This is a genomic window from Shewanella chilikensis (genome assembly GCF_037953065.1).
In the GTDB taxonomy this organism is placed as follows: Bacteria; Pseudomonadota; Gammaproteobacteria; order Enterobacterales; family Shewanellaceae; genus Shewanella; species Shewanella chilikensis.
The window spans coordinates 4,571,031-4,587,639 of sequence record NZ_CP149966.1 but is presented as its reverse complement, the minus strand read 5'-3'; the positions used below and the strand labels follow the sequence as shown (position 1 = coordinate 4,587,639).

The 16,609-nt window shown below is 52.4% G+C and carries 17 protein-coding genes, 1 tRNA gene and 1 pseudogene; 6 read left to right on the top strand and 13 right to left on the bottom strand.

The window, feature by feature from the left end; all coding sequences use genetic code 11:
* Window positions 1-6: 6 nt before the first annotated feature.
* The 3 genes from WKR14_RS20635 to WKR14_RS20625 are packed head-to-tail and all read right to left on the bottom strand — an operon-like array spanning window position 7 to window position 2,339.
* Window positions 7-990 carry a COX15/CtaA family protein gene (locus tag WKR14_RS20635; RefSeq protein ID WP_101054118.1) on the bottom strand — a complete coding sequence of 328 codons (984 nt, stop codon included), beginning with the start codon at window positions 988-990 and terminating at the stop codon, window positions 7-9.
* Complete coding sequence (locus tag WKR14_RS20630) at window positions 990-1,532, bottom strand: hypothetical protein (RefSeq protein WP_339087132.1); 543 nt, start codon at window positions 1,530-1,532, stop codon at window positions 990-992. The genes WKR14_RS20635 and WKR14_RS20630 overlap by 1 nt, the downstream gene beginning before the upstream one ends.
* 60 nt (window positions 1,533-1,592) lie before the next feature.
* Window positions 1,593-2,339, bottom strand: coding sequence for an SURF1 family protein (locus tag WKR14_RS20625; RefSeq protein ID WP_101054285.1), 747 nt, complete (start codon window positions 2,337-2,339; stop codon window positions 1,593-1,595).
* Between WKR14_RS20625 and WKR14_RS20620 the strand changes: the two genes are divergently transcribed.
* Window positions 2,311-2,529, top strand: a complete 219-nt coding sequence (locus tag WKR14_RS20620; protein WP_025010819.1) for a DUF2909 family protein — start codon at window positions 2,311-2,313, stop codon at window positions 2,527-2,529. The two genes, WKR14_RS20625 and WKR14_RS20620, sit on opposite strands and share 29 nt — an antisense overlap.
* Here the strand turns inward: WKR14_RS20620 and WKR14_RS20615 are convergent.
* The 6 genes and pseudogenes from WKR14_RS20615 to lexA form a co-directional block, all read right to left on the bottom strand.
* The gene (locus tag WKR14_RS20615; RefSeq protein WP_025888193.1) at window positions 2,526-3,401 is read right to left on the bottom strand and encodes a cytochrome c oxidase subunit 3; all 876 of its coding nucleotides are present in this window, start codon (window positions 3,399-3,401) and stop codon (window positions 2,526-2,528) included. The two genes, WKR14_RS20620 and WKR14_RS20615, sit on opposite strands and share 4 nt — an antisense overlap.
* On the bottom strand, window positions 3,398-3,961 hold the full coding sequence (locus WKR14_RS20610) for a cytochrome c oxidase assembly protein (protein WP_028780846.1): 564 nt from the start codon (window positions 3,959-3,961) through the stop codon (window positions 3,398-3,400). Before WKR14_RS20610 ends, WKR14_RS20615 begins: the two co-directional genes overlap by 4 nt.
* Before the next feature lies 1 nt (window position 3,962).
* Complete coding sequence (gene ctaD, locus WKR14_RS20605) at window positions 3,963-5,573, bottom strand: cytochrome c oxidase subunit I (RefSeq protein WP_101054124.1); 1,611 nt, start codon at window positions 5,571-5,573, stop codon at window positions 3,963-3,965.
* An 18-nt stretch (window positions 5,574-5,591) separates the two neighbouring features.
* Window positions 5,592-6,713 (bottom strand): annotated as a pseudogene (coxB, locus tag WKR14_RS20600) (cytochrome c oxidase subunit II); the annotation flags it as partial.
* Between the two features lie 471 nt (window positions 6,714-7,184).
* Window positions 7,185-7,676, bottom strand: a complete 492-nt coding sequence (locus WKR14_RS20595) for a cell division inhibitor SulA (protein ID WP_165565873.1) — start codon at window positions 7,674-7,676, stop codon at window positions 7,185-7,187.
* Window positions 7,673-8,293: a transcriptional repressor LexA gene (lexA, locus tag WKR14_RS20590; protein ID WP_101054130.1), complete on the bottom strand. Its 621-nt coding sequence runs from the start codon at window positions 8,291-8,293 to the stop codon at window positions 7,673-7,675. Before lexA ends, WKR14_RS20595 begins: the two co-directional genes overlap by 4 nt.
* Window positions 8,294-8,557: 264 nt before the next feature.
* Here lexA and plsB point away from each other — a divergent pair, with 264 nt between their 5' ends.
* From plsB to WKR14_RS20570, 4 genes are all read left to right on the top strand, one after another.
* Window positions 8,558-10,984, top strand: coding sequence for a glycerol-3-phosphate 1-O-acyltransferase PlsB (plsB, locus tag WKR14_RS20585; protein ID WP_101054290.1), 2,427 nt, complete (start codon window positions 8,558-8,560; stop codon window positions 10,982-10,984).
* Window positions 10,984-12,231, top strand: coding sequence for a tryptophan permease (gene mtr / locus WKR14_RS20580; RefSeq protein ID WP_101054132.1), 1,248 nt, complete (start codon window positions 10,984-10,986; stop codon window positions 12,229-12,231). Before plsB ends, mtr begins: the two co-directional genes overlap by 1 nt.
* Before the next feature lie 98 nt (window positions 12,232-12,329).
* Window positions 12,330-12,403 (top strand) — tRNA-Gly (locus WKR14_RS20575).
* A gap of 583 nt (window positions 12,404-12,986) precedes the next feature.
* The gene (locus tag WKR14_RS20570) at window positions 12,987-13,784 is read left to right on the top strand and encodes a VOC family protein (RefSeq protein ID WP_101054135.1); all 798 of its coding nucleotides are present in this window, start codon (window positions 12,987-12,989) and stop codon (window positions 13,782-13,784) included.
* Window positions 13,785-13,790: 6 nt separating this feature from the next.
* On the opposite strand, the gene WKR14_RS20565 is transcribed toward WKR14_RS20570, so the two are convergent.
* Window positions 13,791-14,765, bottom strand: coding sequence for a ribonuclease T2 family protein (locus WKR14_RS20565; RefSeq protein ID WP_335921378.1), 975 nt, complete (start codon window positions 14,763-14,765; stop codon window positions 13,791-13,793).
* A 286-nt stretch (window positions 14,766-15,051) separates the two neighbouring features.
* Between WKR14_RS20565 and WKR14_RS20560 the strand changes: the two genes are divergently transcribed.
* The gene (locus WKR14_RS20560) at window positions 15,052-15,291 is read left to right on the top strand and encodes a hypothetical protein (protein ID WP_101054141.1); all 240 of its coding nucleotides are present in this window, start codon (window positions 15,052-15,054) and stop codon (window positions 15,289-15,291) included.
* A 39-nt stretch (window positions 15,292-15,330) separates the two neighbouring features.
* On the opposite strand, the gene WKR14_RS20555 is transcribed toward WKR14_RS20560, so the two are convergent.
* The 3 genes from WKR14_RS20555 to greB all read right to left on the bottom strand — a co-directional run bounded on the left by WKR14_RS20555 (window position 15,331) and on the right by greB (window position 16,500).
* The gene (locus WKR14_RS20555) at window positions 15,331-15,561 is read right to left on the bottom strand and encodes a TM2 domain-containing protein (protein ID WP_039035336.1); all 231 of its coding nucleotides are present in this window, start codon (window positions 15,559-15,561) and stop codon (window positions 15,331-15,333) included.
* Between the two features lie 9 nt (window positions 15,562-15,570).
* Window positions 15,571-15,876: an NINE protein gene (locus WKR14_RS21425; protein WP_157823036.1), complete on the bottom strand. Its 306-nt coding sequence runs from the start codon at window positions 15,874-15,876 to the stop codon at window positions 15,571-15,573.
* 129 nt (window positions 15,877-16,005) lie between these two features.
* Window positions 16,006-16,500: a transcription elongation factor GreB gene (gene greB / locus WKR14_RS20550; RefSeq protein ID WP_039035338.1), complete on the bottom strand. Its 495-nt coding sequence runs from the start codon at window positions 16,498-16,500 to the stop codon at window positions 16,006-16,008.
* Window positions 16,501-16,609: the final 109 nt, after the last annotated feature.

Sequence of the window (16,609 nt, the reverse complement as noted above, 5' to 3'; positions counted from 1 at the left end):
CCCTCTTCAGGCTTTACGCCAAAGCGCATAGTTGATGAATACCAAAGTCAGCAGCAGCAGGGCTGCGCCGCCGTTATGGGCAACCGCCACCGGCAGCGGCAGATGCAGCAAGACGTTGGCCAGGCCCAATGACAGCTGTAATCCCAGCACTAAGGTGAGTACCAGAGCCGAGCGCTTCAACATGCTCGAGTCGGCTCTGCGCCAGAGCATGAATGCCAGGGTGAGTACTAGTATCGCGGTCAGCAGGGCACCTATTCGGTGGGCAATATGTATGGTCATCCGGGTGTGATAATCCAATACGCCGAACTCAAAGCTGGGATGCTGCCCCTGAAAAGGAGAGAAGGCATCTGCCAGACGTAGGTTGCTGCTCCAGTCACCTTCGCAGATAGGCAACTCTGTGCAGGCCAGGGCGGCGTAGTTGGAGGAGGTCCAGCCGCCAAGCATAATTTGCAGTACCACAACAGCCAGCGCCACCATGGCCAAAGGCGCCAAGGTGCGGGCTTTGGGATCGCCATCCGGGATTTGCAGCGGTCGGAGCCTGAGATACAGCAGCAACAGCAGCGAAAACAGGGTGAATCCCCCGAGCAGGTGAGACATGACCACGACGGGCATCAGTTTCATGGTCACAGTCCACATTCCCAGCAGCGCTTGAAATACGATCAGGGCGGCGATCAGTCCCGGCAGCTTCTTCGGGGTTGCGCTGCCACGCCAACTCTGGATCAAAATAAGTAATACCAGAATCCCCAGCGAGCCGGCCACATATCTGTGGATCATCTCCAGCCAGGCTTTCTTGGGTTCTATTTCTTGTCCCGGAAAGTGGCGTTCGACATGAGCCAATTCATGGGCCTGAGAAGGCACCTTGAGATGGCCATAGCAACCGGGCCAGTCGGGGCAGCCAAGGCCGGCATCCGACAGCCGGGTGTAGGCGCCCAACAGGATGACCGTCAGAGTGCAGATGAGGGTCATCTTCAGTAGCAAGTTCAGTTTCATCAGCCCACCCTCGAGAGTTTCAACAGCTTACGCAGGTCGCTGACCAAGGCCTTGCCCTGCAGGAGTTGGCTCTGGTGATCCACTACCCCGGGATAGGCCAACACCCAAGCGCCCAGAGGGTCGACTATCACCAACATCTGCTGCTGTAATGGATTCTCGGCGGTCAGAGGTTTATCCAGAGTGACTCGATGAAAGTCGTTGTTTAGCGGAGCTTCCGTGTCGCTTTCCCGGTTGATGAAAATCAGGGTGTCGACCCTGTCCATCTCGGCACCCAGCGCCGTATGGCTCTGCTGCAATATGAAGAGTCGTTCCTGGCATAGTTCATCGCAGTTGGCCGGTATCAGGTATAGGACTTGCCAGCGGCCGGGAAGCGGGTTGTCGAGCCCAAGTTGCTGATAACCCCGATTAGCCGGCAGCAACTGGCCCTTATTGGTGGCCCCGCCTTGATATAGCTCGAAGCTCAGTACCAGTTTTGCCAGTATCACCGGCAGGGCAAAGGCCAGCAGTAGTATTAAGAGTGGTCTTTGGGTTCGGGAGTTCATCCTGGCTCCTCTTGCTGTAATTGGGCGTTCTGAATTCAGCTCGCCCTATGGTTAGTGTGGTTAGTGTCGATTCAGTTTCCAGCGCCACCAGACAAGCAGTAACAACAGGGCGGCAGCCATGGAAAACCACTGCAGGGCATAACCCAGGTGCTTTTCAGCCGACATGGGCAATGGCTGCCAGGGTCTTGGCAAGTCCACACCTTCCAGTTGCTCCGGCTGCAGCACGGCCGGGATCAGTTTGTGCCCAAGCAAGTGCTCGAGCTGCGGCCAGTTGAGATTTTGTATTCGCTTGGGCCAACCGGCTTCGGCCAAGAGCTCCTGGCTCAGTGGGTTACTGCCCTTTTGCCACAATCGGCCTTCGAGGGTGAGGCGTGGCGGTAATGGCAATATCTCTGGCAGTTCACTGCGTTTTTCTGCGGCTGGGATAAACCCCAGCTCCAGCAATAGCCAGGGTTGCTCCGGCTCAACTTGCAGAGGTTGCAGCAACAGGTAGCCCACGCGTCCCTGATACACCTGGTTGTCCAGCAGCAATTGCTTGCCGCTCAATACATTGGCACTCAGCTGCAGTTTCTGCCCTGTGAGCCGGCTGCCAGGGTCTTGCCTCAGCAGAGCTGAAAAACTGTTTGGCCCCGCATCCGCTTTGGCGGCAATCTCCTGAGCCAATAGTTGCTTTTCTTCAGCGCGCTGCAGTTGCCAGAATCCCAGCTTGACCATGAGTAGAAACAGCCCCAAAGTAAATAACAGTGCAAGGTAACGCCCCCAAGGGATGGGAGAGTGAATGTCAGTCAGTTTTTTCTTTAAAGTCATATTGGTACTGCTACTGCTGTTCATCATTTTCAACCTTGGTCGCGCCCTGTGGATCATGGTGCGCGGCGATTCATCTGTTCCCATGAGCCGTTTTCTTGGCCGCCGGGTGTTGTTTTCGGCGCTGGTGGTTCTTTTGTTGCTGCTGGCATTGGCGCTGGGGATTATTTCCCCCAATCCCCGGCCTTACTAAAGCACATACACAAAAACAAACAGGCATAGCCAAACCACATCGACAAAGTGCCAATACCAGCTGCCGGCCTGAAAGGCAAAGTGACGCTCAGCGCTGAAGTGCCCCTTTAAAACCCTGAAAAACAGCACCAACAGGAATAGCGTGCCCAGAGTCACATGCATACCGTGGAAACCTGTCAGCAGGAAGAAGGTGTTGCCATAGACACCGGACTGCAGCGTCAGCCCCAGCTCAGTGTAGGCATGGACATATTCCTCTCCCTGCAAGATTAGAAAGGCCAGTCCCAGCAAGATGGTGAGTCCAAGCCAGAGGGTTAAGGCGGTGCGTTTGCCTTTCTCTAACCCTAGGTGGGCAAAGTGCAGGGTAATAGAGGAGGTGAGCAGAATAATGGTGTTGAAAAGGGGTAAACCATTCCAACCCATGGCTTGGGTTTCAGTACCGTCCGGGGTTTTCAGTAAGGGCCAGCCTGCGCTGAATCCGGGCCAGAGCACTTCGTTGGTCATGGCATTGTTGGATGCGCCACCCAACCAAGGCACGGCCACCATACGGGCATAGAAGAGGGCGCCGAAAAAGGCCGCAAAGAACATCACCTCAGAGAAGATGAACCAACTCATTCCCTGACGAAATGACCTGTCCATCTGTGGCGAATAGAGACCACTCATGGATTCATGGATCACGTTTCTGAACCAGCCAATCAGCATGAACAGAATGACGGCAATTCCCGCCAGCAGTACGTAACTGCCGTGGCCCCCGTCAGACTTGAGCTGGGATACATAAGTACCGGCACCATAGGCGATAAGGAAAAGCCCCAATGCGCCGACAATCGGCCAGGCGCTTTGAGCCGGAACATAATAGTGTTCATGTTTACTGGTCATTTCGCTGCTCCTTGCTCCAGGGCATCGGATATCTGTCTATCCGTGATGTCATAGAGGGTGTAAGAGAGGGTCAGAGTGCTGATGGAGTCCGGCAGGTCCGGATCCACGTAAAACACCAGCGGCAGCTCGGCACTGGCATCGGCAGCCAGCGGCTGCTGATTGAAACAGAAGCACTCGGTTTTATTGAAGTAGGCGGCGCCTTGTCCCGGTGAAACGGAAGGGATCGCCTGACCTATCTTGTATTGGTGTGACAGGTTGCGGGCCAGAAAGCGGGTATGGGTCAACTGGCCGGGATGCACCTTGATACGGGTCACTTCCGGCTTGAACTCCCACGGCATTCCCTTGGCCACCTGAGAGATAAACTCCACAGTGACCAAGCGGCTGTTATCCACTTGGGCACTATAAGTGGCGGCGCTGGTGTTGGTCTTGCCATTGATCCCCAACTGCTGACAAAGCACGTCATAGAGCGGCACCAGGGCAAAGCCGAAGCCGAACATGGCTACGGCGCCAAGCAGCAGCAGGCGTACCAGTTTACGGTTGTCAGGGCGGGAGTCTGCCATATCACTTAATCTCCGGCGGAGTGCTGAAGGTGTGATAAGGCGCCGGACTTGGGAGTGTCCACTCAAGCCCCTGGGCACCTTCCCAAGGTTTGGCCGGAGCCTGGGCGCCGCCGCGAATACACTTGATCACCAGCACCAGAAATATCAGCTGTGACAGGCCAAAGGCAAAACCGCCTATGGAGACAATCTGATTGACATCGGCAAACTGCACCGAGTAGTCGGGGATGCGTCTGGGCATACCGGCCAACCCGAGGAAATGCATCGGGAAGAACAACACATTGACCGAAATGACCGAACACCAAAAATGCCACTTGGCCAAGGTCTCGCTGTACATATGCCCGGTCCACTTGGGTAGCCAGTAATAGGCGGCGGCCATGATGGAGAAGATGGCACCGGTGACCAGCACATAATGAAAATGGGCAACCACAAAGTAAGTATCATGGTATTGGAAGTCGGCTGGGGTGATTGCCAACATCAGGCCGGAGAAGCCGCCTATGGTGAAGAGAATAATAAAGGCACAAGCGAACATCATAGGGGCTTCAAAGCTGATGGATCCCCGCCACATGGTGGCAACCCAGTTGAATACCTTGACCCCGGTTGGCACGGCAATCAGCATGGTGCAGTACATAAAAAAGAGTTCGGCAAAGACAGGCATACCTGTGGTGAACATGTGGTGTGCCCACACCAGGAAGGAGAGGATCGCGATGCTGGCGGTGGCGTAGACCATTGAGGCGTAGCCAAACAAAGGCTTGCGGCTGAATGCCGGAATGATGGCCGAGATGATGCCGAATGACGGCAATATCATTATGTACACCTCGGGGTGGCCGAAGAACCAGAAAATATGCTGGAACATCACAGGATCTCCGCCGCCGGCGGCATCGAAGAAGCTGGTGCCGAAGAATTTGTCTGTCAGTACCATGGTCACAGCCCCGGCCAATACCGGCATGACGGCTATCAGAAGGAAAGCGGTGATAAGCCAGGTCCAGACGAACAGGGGCAGCTTCATCCAGTTCATGCCAGGTGCGCGCAGATTCACTATGGTGACTATCACGTTGATCGCCCCCATGATTGAGCTTATCCCCATGATATGTATTGAGAAAACAAACAAGGCAGTGCTGTCGGCGCTATAAGTGGTCGACAATGGGGCATAGAAGGTCCAGCCAAAATTGGGGCCGCCGCCTTCCATAAACAATGAGCTAAGCAGGATTAAGAAGGCGAAAGGCAAAATCCAGAAGCTCCAGTTGTTCATCCGCGGCAGCGCCATATCCGGCGCACCTATCATCATGGGGATCAACCAGTTGGCCAGACCGGTAAAGGCCGGCATCACGGCGCCAAAAACCATGATAAGGCCATGAACTGTGGTCATTTGGTTAAAGAAGTTGGGCTCGACCAGTTGCAATCCGGGCTGGAATAACTCAGCACGGATCACCATGGCCATGGCGCCCCCTATCAGGAACATGATGAAGCTGAACCAGAGATAGAGTGTGCCTATATCTTTATGGTTGGTGGTCAGCAACCAGCGCATGATCCCCTTGGGGGCGTGATGATGCTGGTGTTCCTGCTCAGTGATTTCCTGAACGCCGGCTTTCGCATCTTGACTGAATGAGTTCATCTTCTCCCCCTACTGCCCGTGGTTATTGACGTCGGCGGCTTGCACTGTGTCGCCTGTGTTATTGCCCCAGGCATTACGCTCATAGGTCACCACAGCGGCCAGTTCCTTGGCGGTAATCTGTTTGCCGAAGGCCTGCATGGCGGTGCCTGTCTTGCCATGGATCACTATGTCCAGATGGGCAGCTATTGGGCCTATGGCAATAGCACTGCCCTTGAGCCCAGGGAATACCCCTTGAAGTCCGGCGCCGTTGGGCTGATGACAGGCGGCGCAGCGCGCCATATAGATCTGTTCGCCAAGCGCCATGGCCTCATCATGGCTCATGGTCTCACTGAGGGCTGCCTGAGCTTCTTCGGCGGCCGTAGCCGCGGCTTGTTTCTGCTCTGCTATCCAGGCGTCGAACTCCTCTTCTGCCAGTACCTGCACCACAATCGGCATAAAGCCGTGGTCTTTACCGCAAAGCTCGGCACATTGGCCGCGGTAGATCCCCGGCTTGTCTATCCGGGTCCAGGCCTCGTTGATAAAGCCGGGGTTGGCATCTTTTTTGACAGCAAAGGCGGGCACCCACCAGGAGTGGATCACATCATCTGAGGTCATCAAGAATCGGACTTTGCGATTGATGGGCAATACCAACGGCTTGTCGACTTCAAGCAGGTAGTGCTCGCCCTTGGCTTCCTGGCCTTCTATCTGGGATCTCGGCGTTGCCAATATGCTGAAGAAGTCGATGTCTTCGCCGAAATAGCTGTAGTGCCATTTCCATTGCGAGCCGGTGATCTTGACCGTCAGGTCGGCATCACTGGGATCCTCCATGGCAATCAGCGTCTTGGTTGCGGGGATCGCCATTAGGATTAGGATTAAGAAGGGGATAAGCGTCCAGGCAATTTCTACCTTGGTACTTTCATGGAATTGGGACGCGACTGCCCCTTTAGATTTTCTATGGTTGATCATGGCGTAGATCATCACGCCGAATACGACCAAACCTATGGCGCAGCAAATATATAGAATGATCATGTGCAGGTGATACACCTTGCCACTGATCTCAGTTACCCCTTGAGTCATATTCAAGGGCATATCTGCCTGAGCACCTGGAGACAACAAGCTGACGCACAACAAGGTCAGCAAAACACACAGCCATTGCTTCACAAGACATCTCCTCTGTCAATTGCATTCGCAACTACAAAGAAGAGTCACACAGTAAGTCTTTGCTCTATGCAAACTCTTCAGTTCCCAAAAAAGCAACGATGACTTCAAAGTGCGGCGGCGGTTTCACTTAGCTCTAGGTATACAGGTGGTAACCACTGTTGCACTTACCGCTGAATATACTCAGCATTTCCGGCGACGGCACCACTCGCTATGAATCGAAATGGGACGGTCAACCTACGACGAATTGCATGGAGATAACACAATCGTTGTTCCTACATTACTTGTAGATTAAATATTGATCAAGATCACGATGTTTTCTAACTATATGAAAAAAAAGCGCCTGTTAATCCAGAGGTGAATTCTGCGTGAGAGGCTGACCAGCGCGGGTTTGCGTCGATTTACTAAGGAAAGGTATTGCACCAAAAAGGCGCAGAATAAAGGCCATTCTAGAATGGCCTTTTAAACACACCATCAATGGATGGAGCGGGTAAGTTCGTTGAGGCGGTTATCTATCTCTTTCGCCTGCCGTCCTGTTTCCAGCACTACGCCCATGGCTCTGGCGTTACGGGCGACCAGCTGCAATCGGCGGTTATCACGGGCATCCAGGCTGTCTATCCAACTGATCACTGCACTGGAGGTGCCGTTGGTCAGGGCTCTTTCTGTTGCCCACAAGGCTTCAACTTCATCCTTGGTGCGCACCAAGAGCACTCTATCCATTCTGACACCGGCCCTTGCTAAGGTTTCCTTGTAACCTATGCTGGCCGGGGCGTTAATCAAGACAATCCAGCGCCCCTGTTGGCTCAGTTGCGCCAATTGAGGGCAGAGGCGCAATAACTCCTGACGTCCCTGGCTATGGCTGGCCAAGCTGGAGATACCTGTATGTTGCCAAGGCTGATTGCCGGCAATACTGGTGTCTGTCCACAGGCCTGGGTGTCTTGGGGCGTTGCCTGTCATTATACTCATAGCCAGTCTCCATTGCGTATTATCCCTACCGCCAGTCCTTCAATGGTCAACGGCTGAAAAGTCAGGTCGACTTTGATTGGGGAGTAAGCCTCGTTCTCGGCATGTAGATAAACCACATTACCTTTCTTTTCAAAACGTTTTACCGTTACATCATCTTCAACCCTGGCCACCACGACTTGACCGTTACGGGCTTCCTGTACCTTGTGAACCGCCAGGAGATCACCTTCGAGAATGCCTATATTCTTCATGCTGTCGCCGCGCACCCGCAGCAGGAAGTCGGCACTGGGATGGAACATACTAGGGTCGACCTGGTAATACTGTTCCACATGCTCCTGTGCCAGTATAGGTTCACCGGCGGCGACCTGACCTATTAGCGGGAGGCCGGTTTCTGACTCGGCTTGTTCATCATGAGGTAGACGAATGCCGCGAGAGGTGCCTGGTATGATCTCAATACAGCCTTTCTTGGCCAGCGCCTTGAGGTGTTCCTCGGCGGCATTGGCACTCTTAAAGCCTAACCGGGTAGCAATTTCGGCCCGGGTTGGTGGCATGCCGGTGTCGGCTATATTGCGTTTAATCAGTTCCAGAATCTGTGCCTGGCGCGGTGTCAGTGGTCTCATGATGATTCCTGTTTTTTCATACAGTACCTGTCAGTATATACAGTATTTTGATCAGTGCAAGTATTAACCAAAATTGAAACGTTTAGGGGAAGGGTAAATGTTTCAACCTGTGGCAGATTTGGACGGCCTGGCTTACGCATCAATGGGGAGTTCAAGGCATTTGCCAGAGGAGTCGTCGGGGCCGGTTCGCACCTTCCCTAGCTAAGGTTCAGGAAGTTCTGGTATTCTATTGGGCTATTGATTGTGGCTCAGACACTGAAAAACATGTCCAAACAAGATTCATTCTGGTTTAAATCCCTTCGCTGGCTCCAAAGCAAGCTGGTGCATACCACTGTGGTGCCTCAGGATCCTTTCGCAGATTTGAACCTGGATCTCGCCAAGCCGATGGCCTACGTGATGAAGACGGAGTCTGTCAGTGATATCGCGGCGTTGGCGGAAGTTACCCGTAAGTTTGGTTTGCCTTGCCCTTATGAGACGCTCAAGGTTGATGATATTACCGTCCCCAGAGTCGTCTGCCTGGAAGGTGCCAAGCCCCTGTTCGGTAAGCGTAAGAGCAATAAACCTTTTCTCAGCTGTTTCACTTCGCTGTTGAACCTGCATCAGGTCAATCCTGAATTGGATATTCAATTGGTGCCCGTGAGCCTCTATTGGGGCCGCACTCCGGGCAAGGAAGATGACAGCATGCGCGCCGCCGTATTTGAGCGGGAAAATCCCACTTGGCTGCGCAAGTTTCTGATGATCCTGTTCCTGGGACGTGACAACTTTGTGCAGTTTTCCAATGCGGTATCGCTGCGGCTGATGGCCGATGAACATGGAACCGACAAGGCTATTGCCCATAAGTTGTCTCGGGTGGCCAGGGTGCATTTTCGTCGGCAACGCAAGGTGATGACAGGGCCATTACTGCCTAATCGTCAGGCGTTGTTCAATGAATTGTTACGTTCGGAAACGCTTAAGAAGGCAATTAAGGAGGAGGCTGCAGCCAAGAAGATCCCTGAGGCCAGGGCCAGGGAGATGGCGGAGGAATATCTCGATGAGATTGCAGCCCACTATTCAGACAGCCTGGTGCGTATTGCCCAGCGGATCCTCACTTGGTTATGGAACAAGCTCTACAAGGGGATCAACATTAAGGGTGCCGAGCAGATACGCCAGTTGCACCATGATGGTCATGAGATAGTTTATGTACCTTGCCACCGCAGTCATATGGATTACCTGCTGCTCTCCTATATTCTCTATTTTCAGGGTATGGTTCCGCCCCACATAGCCGCCGGTATCAACCTGAACTTCTGGCCTGCCGGACCTATATTCCGTCGTGGTGGTGCTTTCTTTATCCGCCGAAGTTTCAACGGGAATAAACTCTATACCGCAGTGTTCCGTGAGTATCTGGATCAGTTGTTTGCCAAAGGCTATTCGGTCGAGTACTTCACCGAAGGTGGTCGCTCCCGTACCGGGCGGCTGCTGTCGCCAAAGACAGGGATGCTGGCGATGACAGTCAACTCTGTGTTGCGGGGTATTGAGCGGCCGGTGACTTTGGTGCCTGTGTACCTGGGTTATGACCATGTTATGGAAGTGGCCACTTATCACAAAGAACTCAGCGGCAAGAAGAAGCAAAAAGAATCTGTCTGGCAGGTGGTTGGCGCCTTGCGTAAGCTGGGTAATTTTGGTCAGGGTTATGTTAACTTTGGTGAACCTGTGACCCTGCAGAACTTCCTCAGTGAAGCGGCACCCAACTGGCGCGAAGAAGTGGCGGCTGATCCCGAGCAGAAACCCAGCTGGTTGACTCCGGCTGTCAATACTCTGGCCAATCGAGTGATGACCCATATCAACGATGCCGCAGCAGCCAGCGCCGTGACTCTTACCAGCCTGGTACTCTTGTCATCAGAGCAGAATGCGCTGGAGCGAAGCCAGTTGGAACGTCAGTTGGACCTGTATCTGGATCTGCTCAAGGAAGTTCCTTACACCCAGTACATCTCGGTGGCCGAAGGTGACGGTAAGCAATTGCTGCAACAAGGTCTGGAGCTGAATAAGTTTACGGTTCAGGAAGATGCACTGGGTGATATTATCTCAATCGACGAGTCGATTGCGGTAACCATGACTTACTATCGCAACAACATTATTCACTTGTTTATGGTGCCTGCTTTGCTGGCCAGCTGCCTGGTGCGTCAAGAGCAGTGCAGCCGAGCTCAGATGCAGGCGGTGCTTGAGGATTTCTACCCTCTGCTGCAGGCCGAACTGTTTATGGGTAAGGCCGATGTCAGTGCCTATGCCGATCAACTGCTGGATCGTTTCATTGTCAAAGGTTTGGTGGCCGAAGAAGCCGATGGTTTCCGAGTGTTGGAAGCCGGGATCAATCCGCTGGCGCTGCTGGCCGAAACCATGAGCGAAACTCTTCAGCGTTATGCCATCATCTTTAACTTGCTGGCCGCTCACCCGGGTATTGAGCGTGGCGACTTGGAGCGCGAAAGCCACAAGTTGGCCAGTCGTCTGGGCGCGCTGCATGGGATTACTGCCCCCGAGTTTTACGACAAAAAACTCTATGGCATTGTGAGCATCAAGCTCAAAGAGCTTGGGTATCTCACCAAGGAAGATACCCGCCATGATATAGAGCGAACCCGAGATTATGCTAACCAGCTACTGCGTCCTCAGGTCAAGCAAACCATAGTTGACAGCGTCGCCGCCGAACAGGAGGCCTGATGGCCAATCATATGAATGCGGCGCCTGCCAAGGCGTCTTTGCTGGGCGGCGCCATGATCATCGCCGGGACCACAGTCGGTGCAGGTATGTTTTCGCTGCCGGTAGAAGGCGCCGGCATGTGGTTTGGCTACTCTGTGCTTATGTTGTTGGGGGTGTGGTTTTGCATGTTCATGTCCGGGCTGCTGCTGCTGGAAACCAACCTGCATTTTGAGCCGGGCGCCAGCTTTGACACCCTCACCAAGGAAACTTTGGGGCAGTTCTGGCGGGTGCTTAACGGCGCCTCGATAACCTTCGTGCTCTATATCCTCACTTACGCCTATATCAGTGGCGGCGGTTCTATAGTTAATCACAGCCTGGAAGGTATGGATATCAGCCTGCCGCAGAGCTTTGCCGCCTTGGTGTTTGCCCTGGTGTTGGCACTGGTGGTGCTTATCAGCACCAAGGCAGTGGATCGCATCACCACTATAATGCTGGGCGGGATGATCATCAGCTTCTTTCTGGCGATAGGCAATCTGCTGATCGGCATAGACACCAGCAAGTTGTTACTACCTGATGGTGAGAACTCTTATGGCTCATATCTGTGGGCGGCCATTCCTTTTGGCCTGGCGAGTTTTGGCTATCATGGCAATGTGCCGTCGCTGGTGAAATACTACGGCAAGCAACCGGGCACCATTATCAAGGCGATTTTTGTTGGTACCTTTATTGCCTTGGCTATCTACCTGTGTTGGTTGGTGGCTACCATGGGGAATATTTCCCGCGGCGAATTCGGCGCTATTATTGCTCAGGGTGGCAATATGGGGGTATTGGTCGGCGCCTTGTCCAAGGTGATGGATAACTCGCTGCTCAACACCATGCTCACTCTGTTTGCCAATCTGGCGGTGGCGTCTTCATTCCTGGGAGTAACCCTGGGCTTGTTTGATTATCTGGCAGATCTGTTTGGTTTTGACGACAGTCGCAGCGGCAGGGCCAAGACCGCCTTGGTGACTTTCCTGCCTCCGACTTTGTTGGGTATGTTGTTTCCCGATGGCTTCCTGGTTGCTATCGGCTTTGCTGCCTTGGCGGCTACGGTATGGGCCGTTATAGTGCCGGCCTTGATGGCTTGGCGCTCAAGACAACAATTCGCCGATAGCCAGGGCTTTCGTGTGCCGGGGGGGACACCTTTGATAGCCATAGTGGTGCTGTTTGGATTACTCACGGCAGCCTGCCATCTGTTGGCCATGGCTGGTATCCTGCCTAAGTATTCATGAAGCGAGAAGCTGCTCTCTTTTTCAAAGAAATGAAAGAGCGGCTTCTTGACAAGACTATAAAAGTCAGTAATTTATATCGTCCACGCCGAGTGTTTTGTGCGGGTGTAGTTCAATGGTAGAACGGCAGCTTCCCAAGCTGCATACGTGGGTTCGATTCCCATCACCCGCTCCAAGTTTCGTCATAGTTAATATTTGCTCCCAGTAGCTTATGAATCAATATTCGTTTTTGCTCTGAGCGTTATCTGTAGCCTATGACCATTTAGGTTGCACAGGTGTAGGTCTCGTTTTTCTATCTGTACAAGCCAATAAACTGAAAGGCCGTACCTTTCTCAAAGGGGGCTGGTCATTTTGAACCTTCTGAGTCTAAATAGCGCCGCTTTAGGAATGGTGACAAACTCTCTTGGGATTTGTCTGACAGTTATCCTACCCGGGATAAGACAGTATTACCTCTTCATAAAGGGATTGTGTCCATTGCCCTACATCCTTTTTATGTTTGAGATTTTGCATCTCATTGTTCCGTCGTAGTTTGTTGGTTGGCAGATTGTGTTGCATAGGGAAGAGTGACAGGGAAAGTTTATGCTAACCAACAGACTACGGCTTTTTTCCTCTATACATCGTCAAATCCATATATTCTCAATTCGGCATTGCCGTCGTATATTTTCTATACAGCCTGGTATAATTTCTATTAGTGTTTAACGTAAATGGAACCGGCTTCATCAGCCTCCACTGCGCAACACAGAAATGGGAACCGGATAATGAAGATTACAGCATACAGACATGGCGAGCCCTGTTGGGTAGAGCTGGGGACGCAGGACTGGAACAGTGCCAAGCACTTTTATTGTCGACTCTTTGGTTGGCAAGCTGAAGATATTCCCATGCCGGAAGGCGCCTATACTATGTTGAAGCAGGCGCATGAAGATATAGGCGCCATTTACCAATTGCCTACTGAATTACAGCAGCAGGGGGTTCCCAGTCACTGGGCGGTTTACTTTGCGGTGGAGGATATTAATCACTGTATCGAGGCCATCAGCTCCGCTGGAGGCCAGCTTCTGATGGGCCCCCACGAGGTTGGCTGCGCCGGTAAGATGGCGCTATTTACCGATCCCGAAGGGGCCCATTTTTCGGTTTGGCAGGGCGTCGAACATCCCGGTGCCGGGCGTAAGTGGGAAGCCAACACTCTTTGCTGGGTTGAGCTCGCCTGTCGACAACCCGAAGAGGCTAAGATCTTTTATCCCAAGGTGTTCAACTGGCAGATGCGTCGCAGTGAGAATGCTGTTGATTTTGAATATACAGAATGGTTTCTCAATAGCGACAGCTGTGATGAAGGCATTGGTGGAATGCTGCAAATGACAGAGCAGTGGGGTGACGTGCCGCCCCACTGGATGATCTATTTCAGTGTTGATGACTGTGATCTGATGGCTTGTCGGGCGGCTGAATTGGGCGGCAAGGTTTGTGTGCCACCCACAGATATTCCCAATGTGGGGCGCTTTGCGGTGCTCAACGACCCCCAGGGGGCAGTGTTCAGTATTATTCGCCTGACTATGGCGCTCTAATTTCTCTCAGTTGGCCGCATCGATGCGGATCTGGCTACCACAGTTGCCGGAAGCAATTCTGGGTGCCTGTAGCAACAGAGTCTTCAGGTCGCTGTCATTTATCTTTTCGGGAAGGCTGAGTTGAATTTCGGTTAACATTCCCCGGTGACATTTAAGACTCAGCTTGTGCTCGCTCGAAGGGCCAAAGCTCTGTTGAAACGCTTGTCTTAAAGAATCGGTCGCTATCTTGGCGCCGATGTTTTGTTGCAGTAGGTTGAGCAGAGGCGTTGCCTGGTTCACCTCTGTGGTCAGTCTGAGTGCCAATGAAAAGTAGGCTTCGGCATTTTCATCCCGGCAACTGCCGTGTTTCCACCATTCGTGCCGCTCCAGGCAACTGCCGTAGGCGTGACTGGGCATCATCTGAGCCAGGCGCCGGGATACAGCTTTGCTTAACTCAATGGTGGGATAGTTGCAGAAGTCATCGGGCTTGTGTTTGACCTTGCCGCAATAGCCATAGCTGATGCCGCAAGAGCGCTTATTGGGCCATAAGCCGTGCAAGCTGAAATGACTGGCATCAAAGCGGTCGGCGCTTTGGCTGCGACATTCGGGTTTGCTGGAACCTTTTGACTCACAAAAGGCGTTTTGCCACGACAGAGCCAGTAGATGACTATCGTATTTATCGGCCAGGTTACAGGCGTTATCGGTTTGAGATTCCGTGGGCAACACACCTGTTTGCAGTTGGCCACAGTCGGCGGCAATCCAACGCAGAGGTGATTGTGTGGCTGAGGTCTTGACCCTGAACCAGGTGGGCGTGTTGTGACCAAGGCGTTCAACTATCTCCAGCCTCTGCCCTGGGCTGCTGTAAAGCTGCCCGGGATTAGTGCCCTTGTTCTTCGATTGAAACAGCGGACAGGTCTTGTCTATCAGCAACTCACCGGAAAAGGGGGCTGCCATGATCCCGATAGGTAACAGCCACAGCAATAATATCAGTAAGCGGGTCATAAGGTTCCTCTTTGACGAAATTGTCATCATGCAGATTTTAGTTTTGCCATGTGACACTTTGTATCTATATCGGTTTGAAGTGCAACTTATGTTAAATAAATGATCTTTGGTTTTGGTTTCAAGGCTCAGAGCTGATGCGCCATAGCCGGAATATTAGACGCTTTGGCCGCAGTTCAATGGCGCCAATTTGTATCTTTGCCTTTGTTGGTGAAATGCAGCGCAATTGTTGCTTGTCGATTAATTGTGTAGCTTGGGAATGACAGCAGAATTTTACAGGAAAAAGTAAATGAAAGGATGTGTTTCCGCGGCGGTTATGGTGTTGTGTTTGGGAGCCTGTAGTAGTACTGATGAAACGCAGCAGGCTCAAGCAGAAGTCGATCGCAGTGATGGTTATCGCTGTGAAAAAGTCACAGTGACAGGTTCGAGGATGCCGATAAGAAGGTGTACCACTCAGGCACAAAGGGAGCAGGAGCGTCTGGAAGCGGAAGAGATGTTACGTAAGGGAAGAGTACTTTCTAAGGAGTGAGTAAGGATGCCAGTGGCTCCAGCCACTGGCATCCAGGGATCAGGCTGCTTTGATCTGGCGGCCTTCGGCATCACGGAAACTACCGATGGCAATACGAACAAAGTCGATCAGAGTCCAAATACCCAGGCCACCCAGGGTCAGTAACATCAGCAGACCCGTACCGATTTTACCTGTGTAAAAACGGTGCACGCCGAAGCTGCCCAGGAAGAAGCACAGCAGTAGAGTAGGTACGAAACCCTTGTCGCTCAGTTGCTCATTTTCGATTGTCATTGTTTGTCCTTAAGTTAACTTTTGTCCCGGGTAAGTGATCAGCCTACCCTGCCCATCTTTATAGCTTCCCACGAGTAACATGAAAGTGATTATCACTGTGTGGATAATATCGACCGCCAGTACAGCTATTCCGGTGAATACCAAGGTAGGATCATCTGTCGAAATCAGCGTAATACCTACTATTGCTAGACCGAGATCAAACAGGCCATGCAGAATACGTCCACAGTAAAAATGGTGTATGCCCAAGATGCCGAAAATGCCTGAAAGGCACACGGCTACGCCATAACTCTTATCGGATTTTTTGAGAGTCTGCACTTCCTTGTTCCTATGTTGAAAGCTGAGTCGTCCGGCCCGGCAGGCATCTCCCTGCACTTCTTCGAGCCAAACGGGGGAAGTCTACCTTTTTCCTGGGATTTTTTTCAATAACAAATTGTTAAATTGAGATTATTCTGACACATCTGTTTCAAACGCCTGGTATTGGATCACATTGATGTACCACTCTTTGATCCCGGATGGGGTTTGCACTTGGACCTCATCATCAACCTGTTTACCTATGAGTGCTCGCGCCATGGGGGAATCTATGGTGATATAGCCTTTCTTGGTGTCTATTTCATCCTTGCCGACAATCCGGTAGCGCACCACAGTGCCCTGGTCGTTTTCCAGCTCGACCCAAGCGCCGAAAAACACCTTTCCTTCCTGCTGCGGTGAGTAGTCGACTATTTTAAGCTCTTCCAGACGTTTAACCAGATAGCGGATCCGGCGATCTATCTGTCGCAGCAAGCGTTTGTTGTAGGTGTAATCTGCGTTTTCGGAGCGGTCACCCTGGGCCGCGGCCTCCTGTACCTTGAGGGTGATCTCGGGACGGTATTCCTTCCACAGATATTTGAGTTCTTTGTCCAGGGCTTCCCAGCCCTTACGGGTAATCAAATGGGCTTTCATCGATTTATTCGGTCAACTGCTGATGGCGCCAGGCGCCGATGCCAATAATGCAGAAGGTTTACAGAACTCAGGCGTGCTTGCAAGTGCGCCTTCTTGCCAATGGGATAAA

Coding starts and splice junctions, on each gene's coding strand:
- WKR14_RS20635 (WP_101054118.1), bottom strand. CDS start 990: ATGAAACTGAACTTGCTACTGAAGATGACCCTCATCTGCACTCTGACG.
- WKR14_RS20630 (WP_339087132.1), bottom strand. CDS start 1,532: ATGAACTCCCGAACCCAAAGACCACTCTTAATACTACTGCTGGCCTTT.
- WKR14_RS20620 (WP_025010819.1), top strand. CDS start 2,311: ATGTCAGTCAGTTTTTTCTTTAAAGTCATATTGGTACTGCTACTGCTG.
- WKR14_RS20625 (WP_101054285.1), bottom strand. CDS start 2,339: ATGACTTTAAAGAAAAAACTGACTGACATTCACTCTCCCATCCCTTGG.
- WKR14_RS20615 (WP_025888193.1), bottom strand. CDS start 3,401: ATGACCAGTAAACATGAACACTATTATGTTCCGGCTCAAAGCGCCTGG.
- WKR14_RS20610 (WP_028780846.1), bottom strand. CDS start 3,961: ATGGCAGACTCCCGCCCTGACAACCGTAAACTGGTACGCCTGCTGCTG.
- ctaD (WP_101054124.1), bottom strand. CDS start 5,573: ATGAACTCATTCAGTCAAGATGCGAAAGCCGGCGTTCAGGAAATCACT.
- WKR14_RS20595 (WP_165565873.1), bottom strand. CDS start 7,676: ATGAGTATAATGACAGGCAACGCCCCAAGACACCCAGGCCTGTGGACA.
- lexA (WP_101054130.1), bottom strand. CDS start 8,293: ATGAGACCACTGACACCGCGCCAGGCACAGATTCTGGAACTGATTAAA.
- plsB (WP_101054290.1), top strand. CDS start 8,558: ATGTCCAAACAAGATTCATTCTGGTTTAAATCCCTTCGCTGGCTCCAA.
- mtr (WP_101054132.1), top strand. CDS start 10,984: ATGGCCAATCATATGAATGCGGCGCCTGCCAAGGCGTCTTTGCTGGGC.
- WKR14_RS20570 (WP_101054135.1), top strand. CDS start 12,987: ATGAAGATTACAGCATACAGACATGGCGAGCCCTGTTGGGTAGAGCTG.
- WKR14_RS20565 (WP_335921378.1), bottom strand. CDS start 14,765: ATGACCCGCTTACTGATATTATTGCTGTGGCTGTTACCTATCGGGATC.
- WKR14_RS20560 (WP_101054141.1), top strand. CDS start 15,052: ATGAAAGGATGTGTTTCCGCGGCGGTTATGGTGTTGTGTTTGGGAGCC.
- WKR14_RS20555 (WP_039035336.1), bottom strand. CDS start 15,561: ATGACAATCGAAAATGAGCAACTGAGCGACAAGGGTTTCGTACCTACT.
- greB (WP_039035338.1), bottom strand. CDS start 16,500: ATGAAAGCCCATTTGATTACCCGTAAGGGCTGGGAAGCCCTGGACAAA.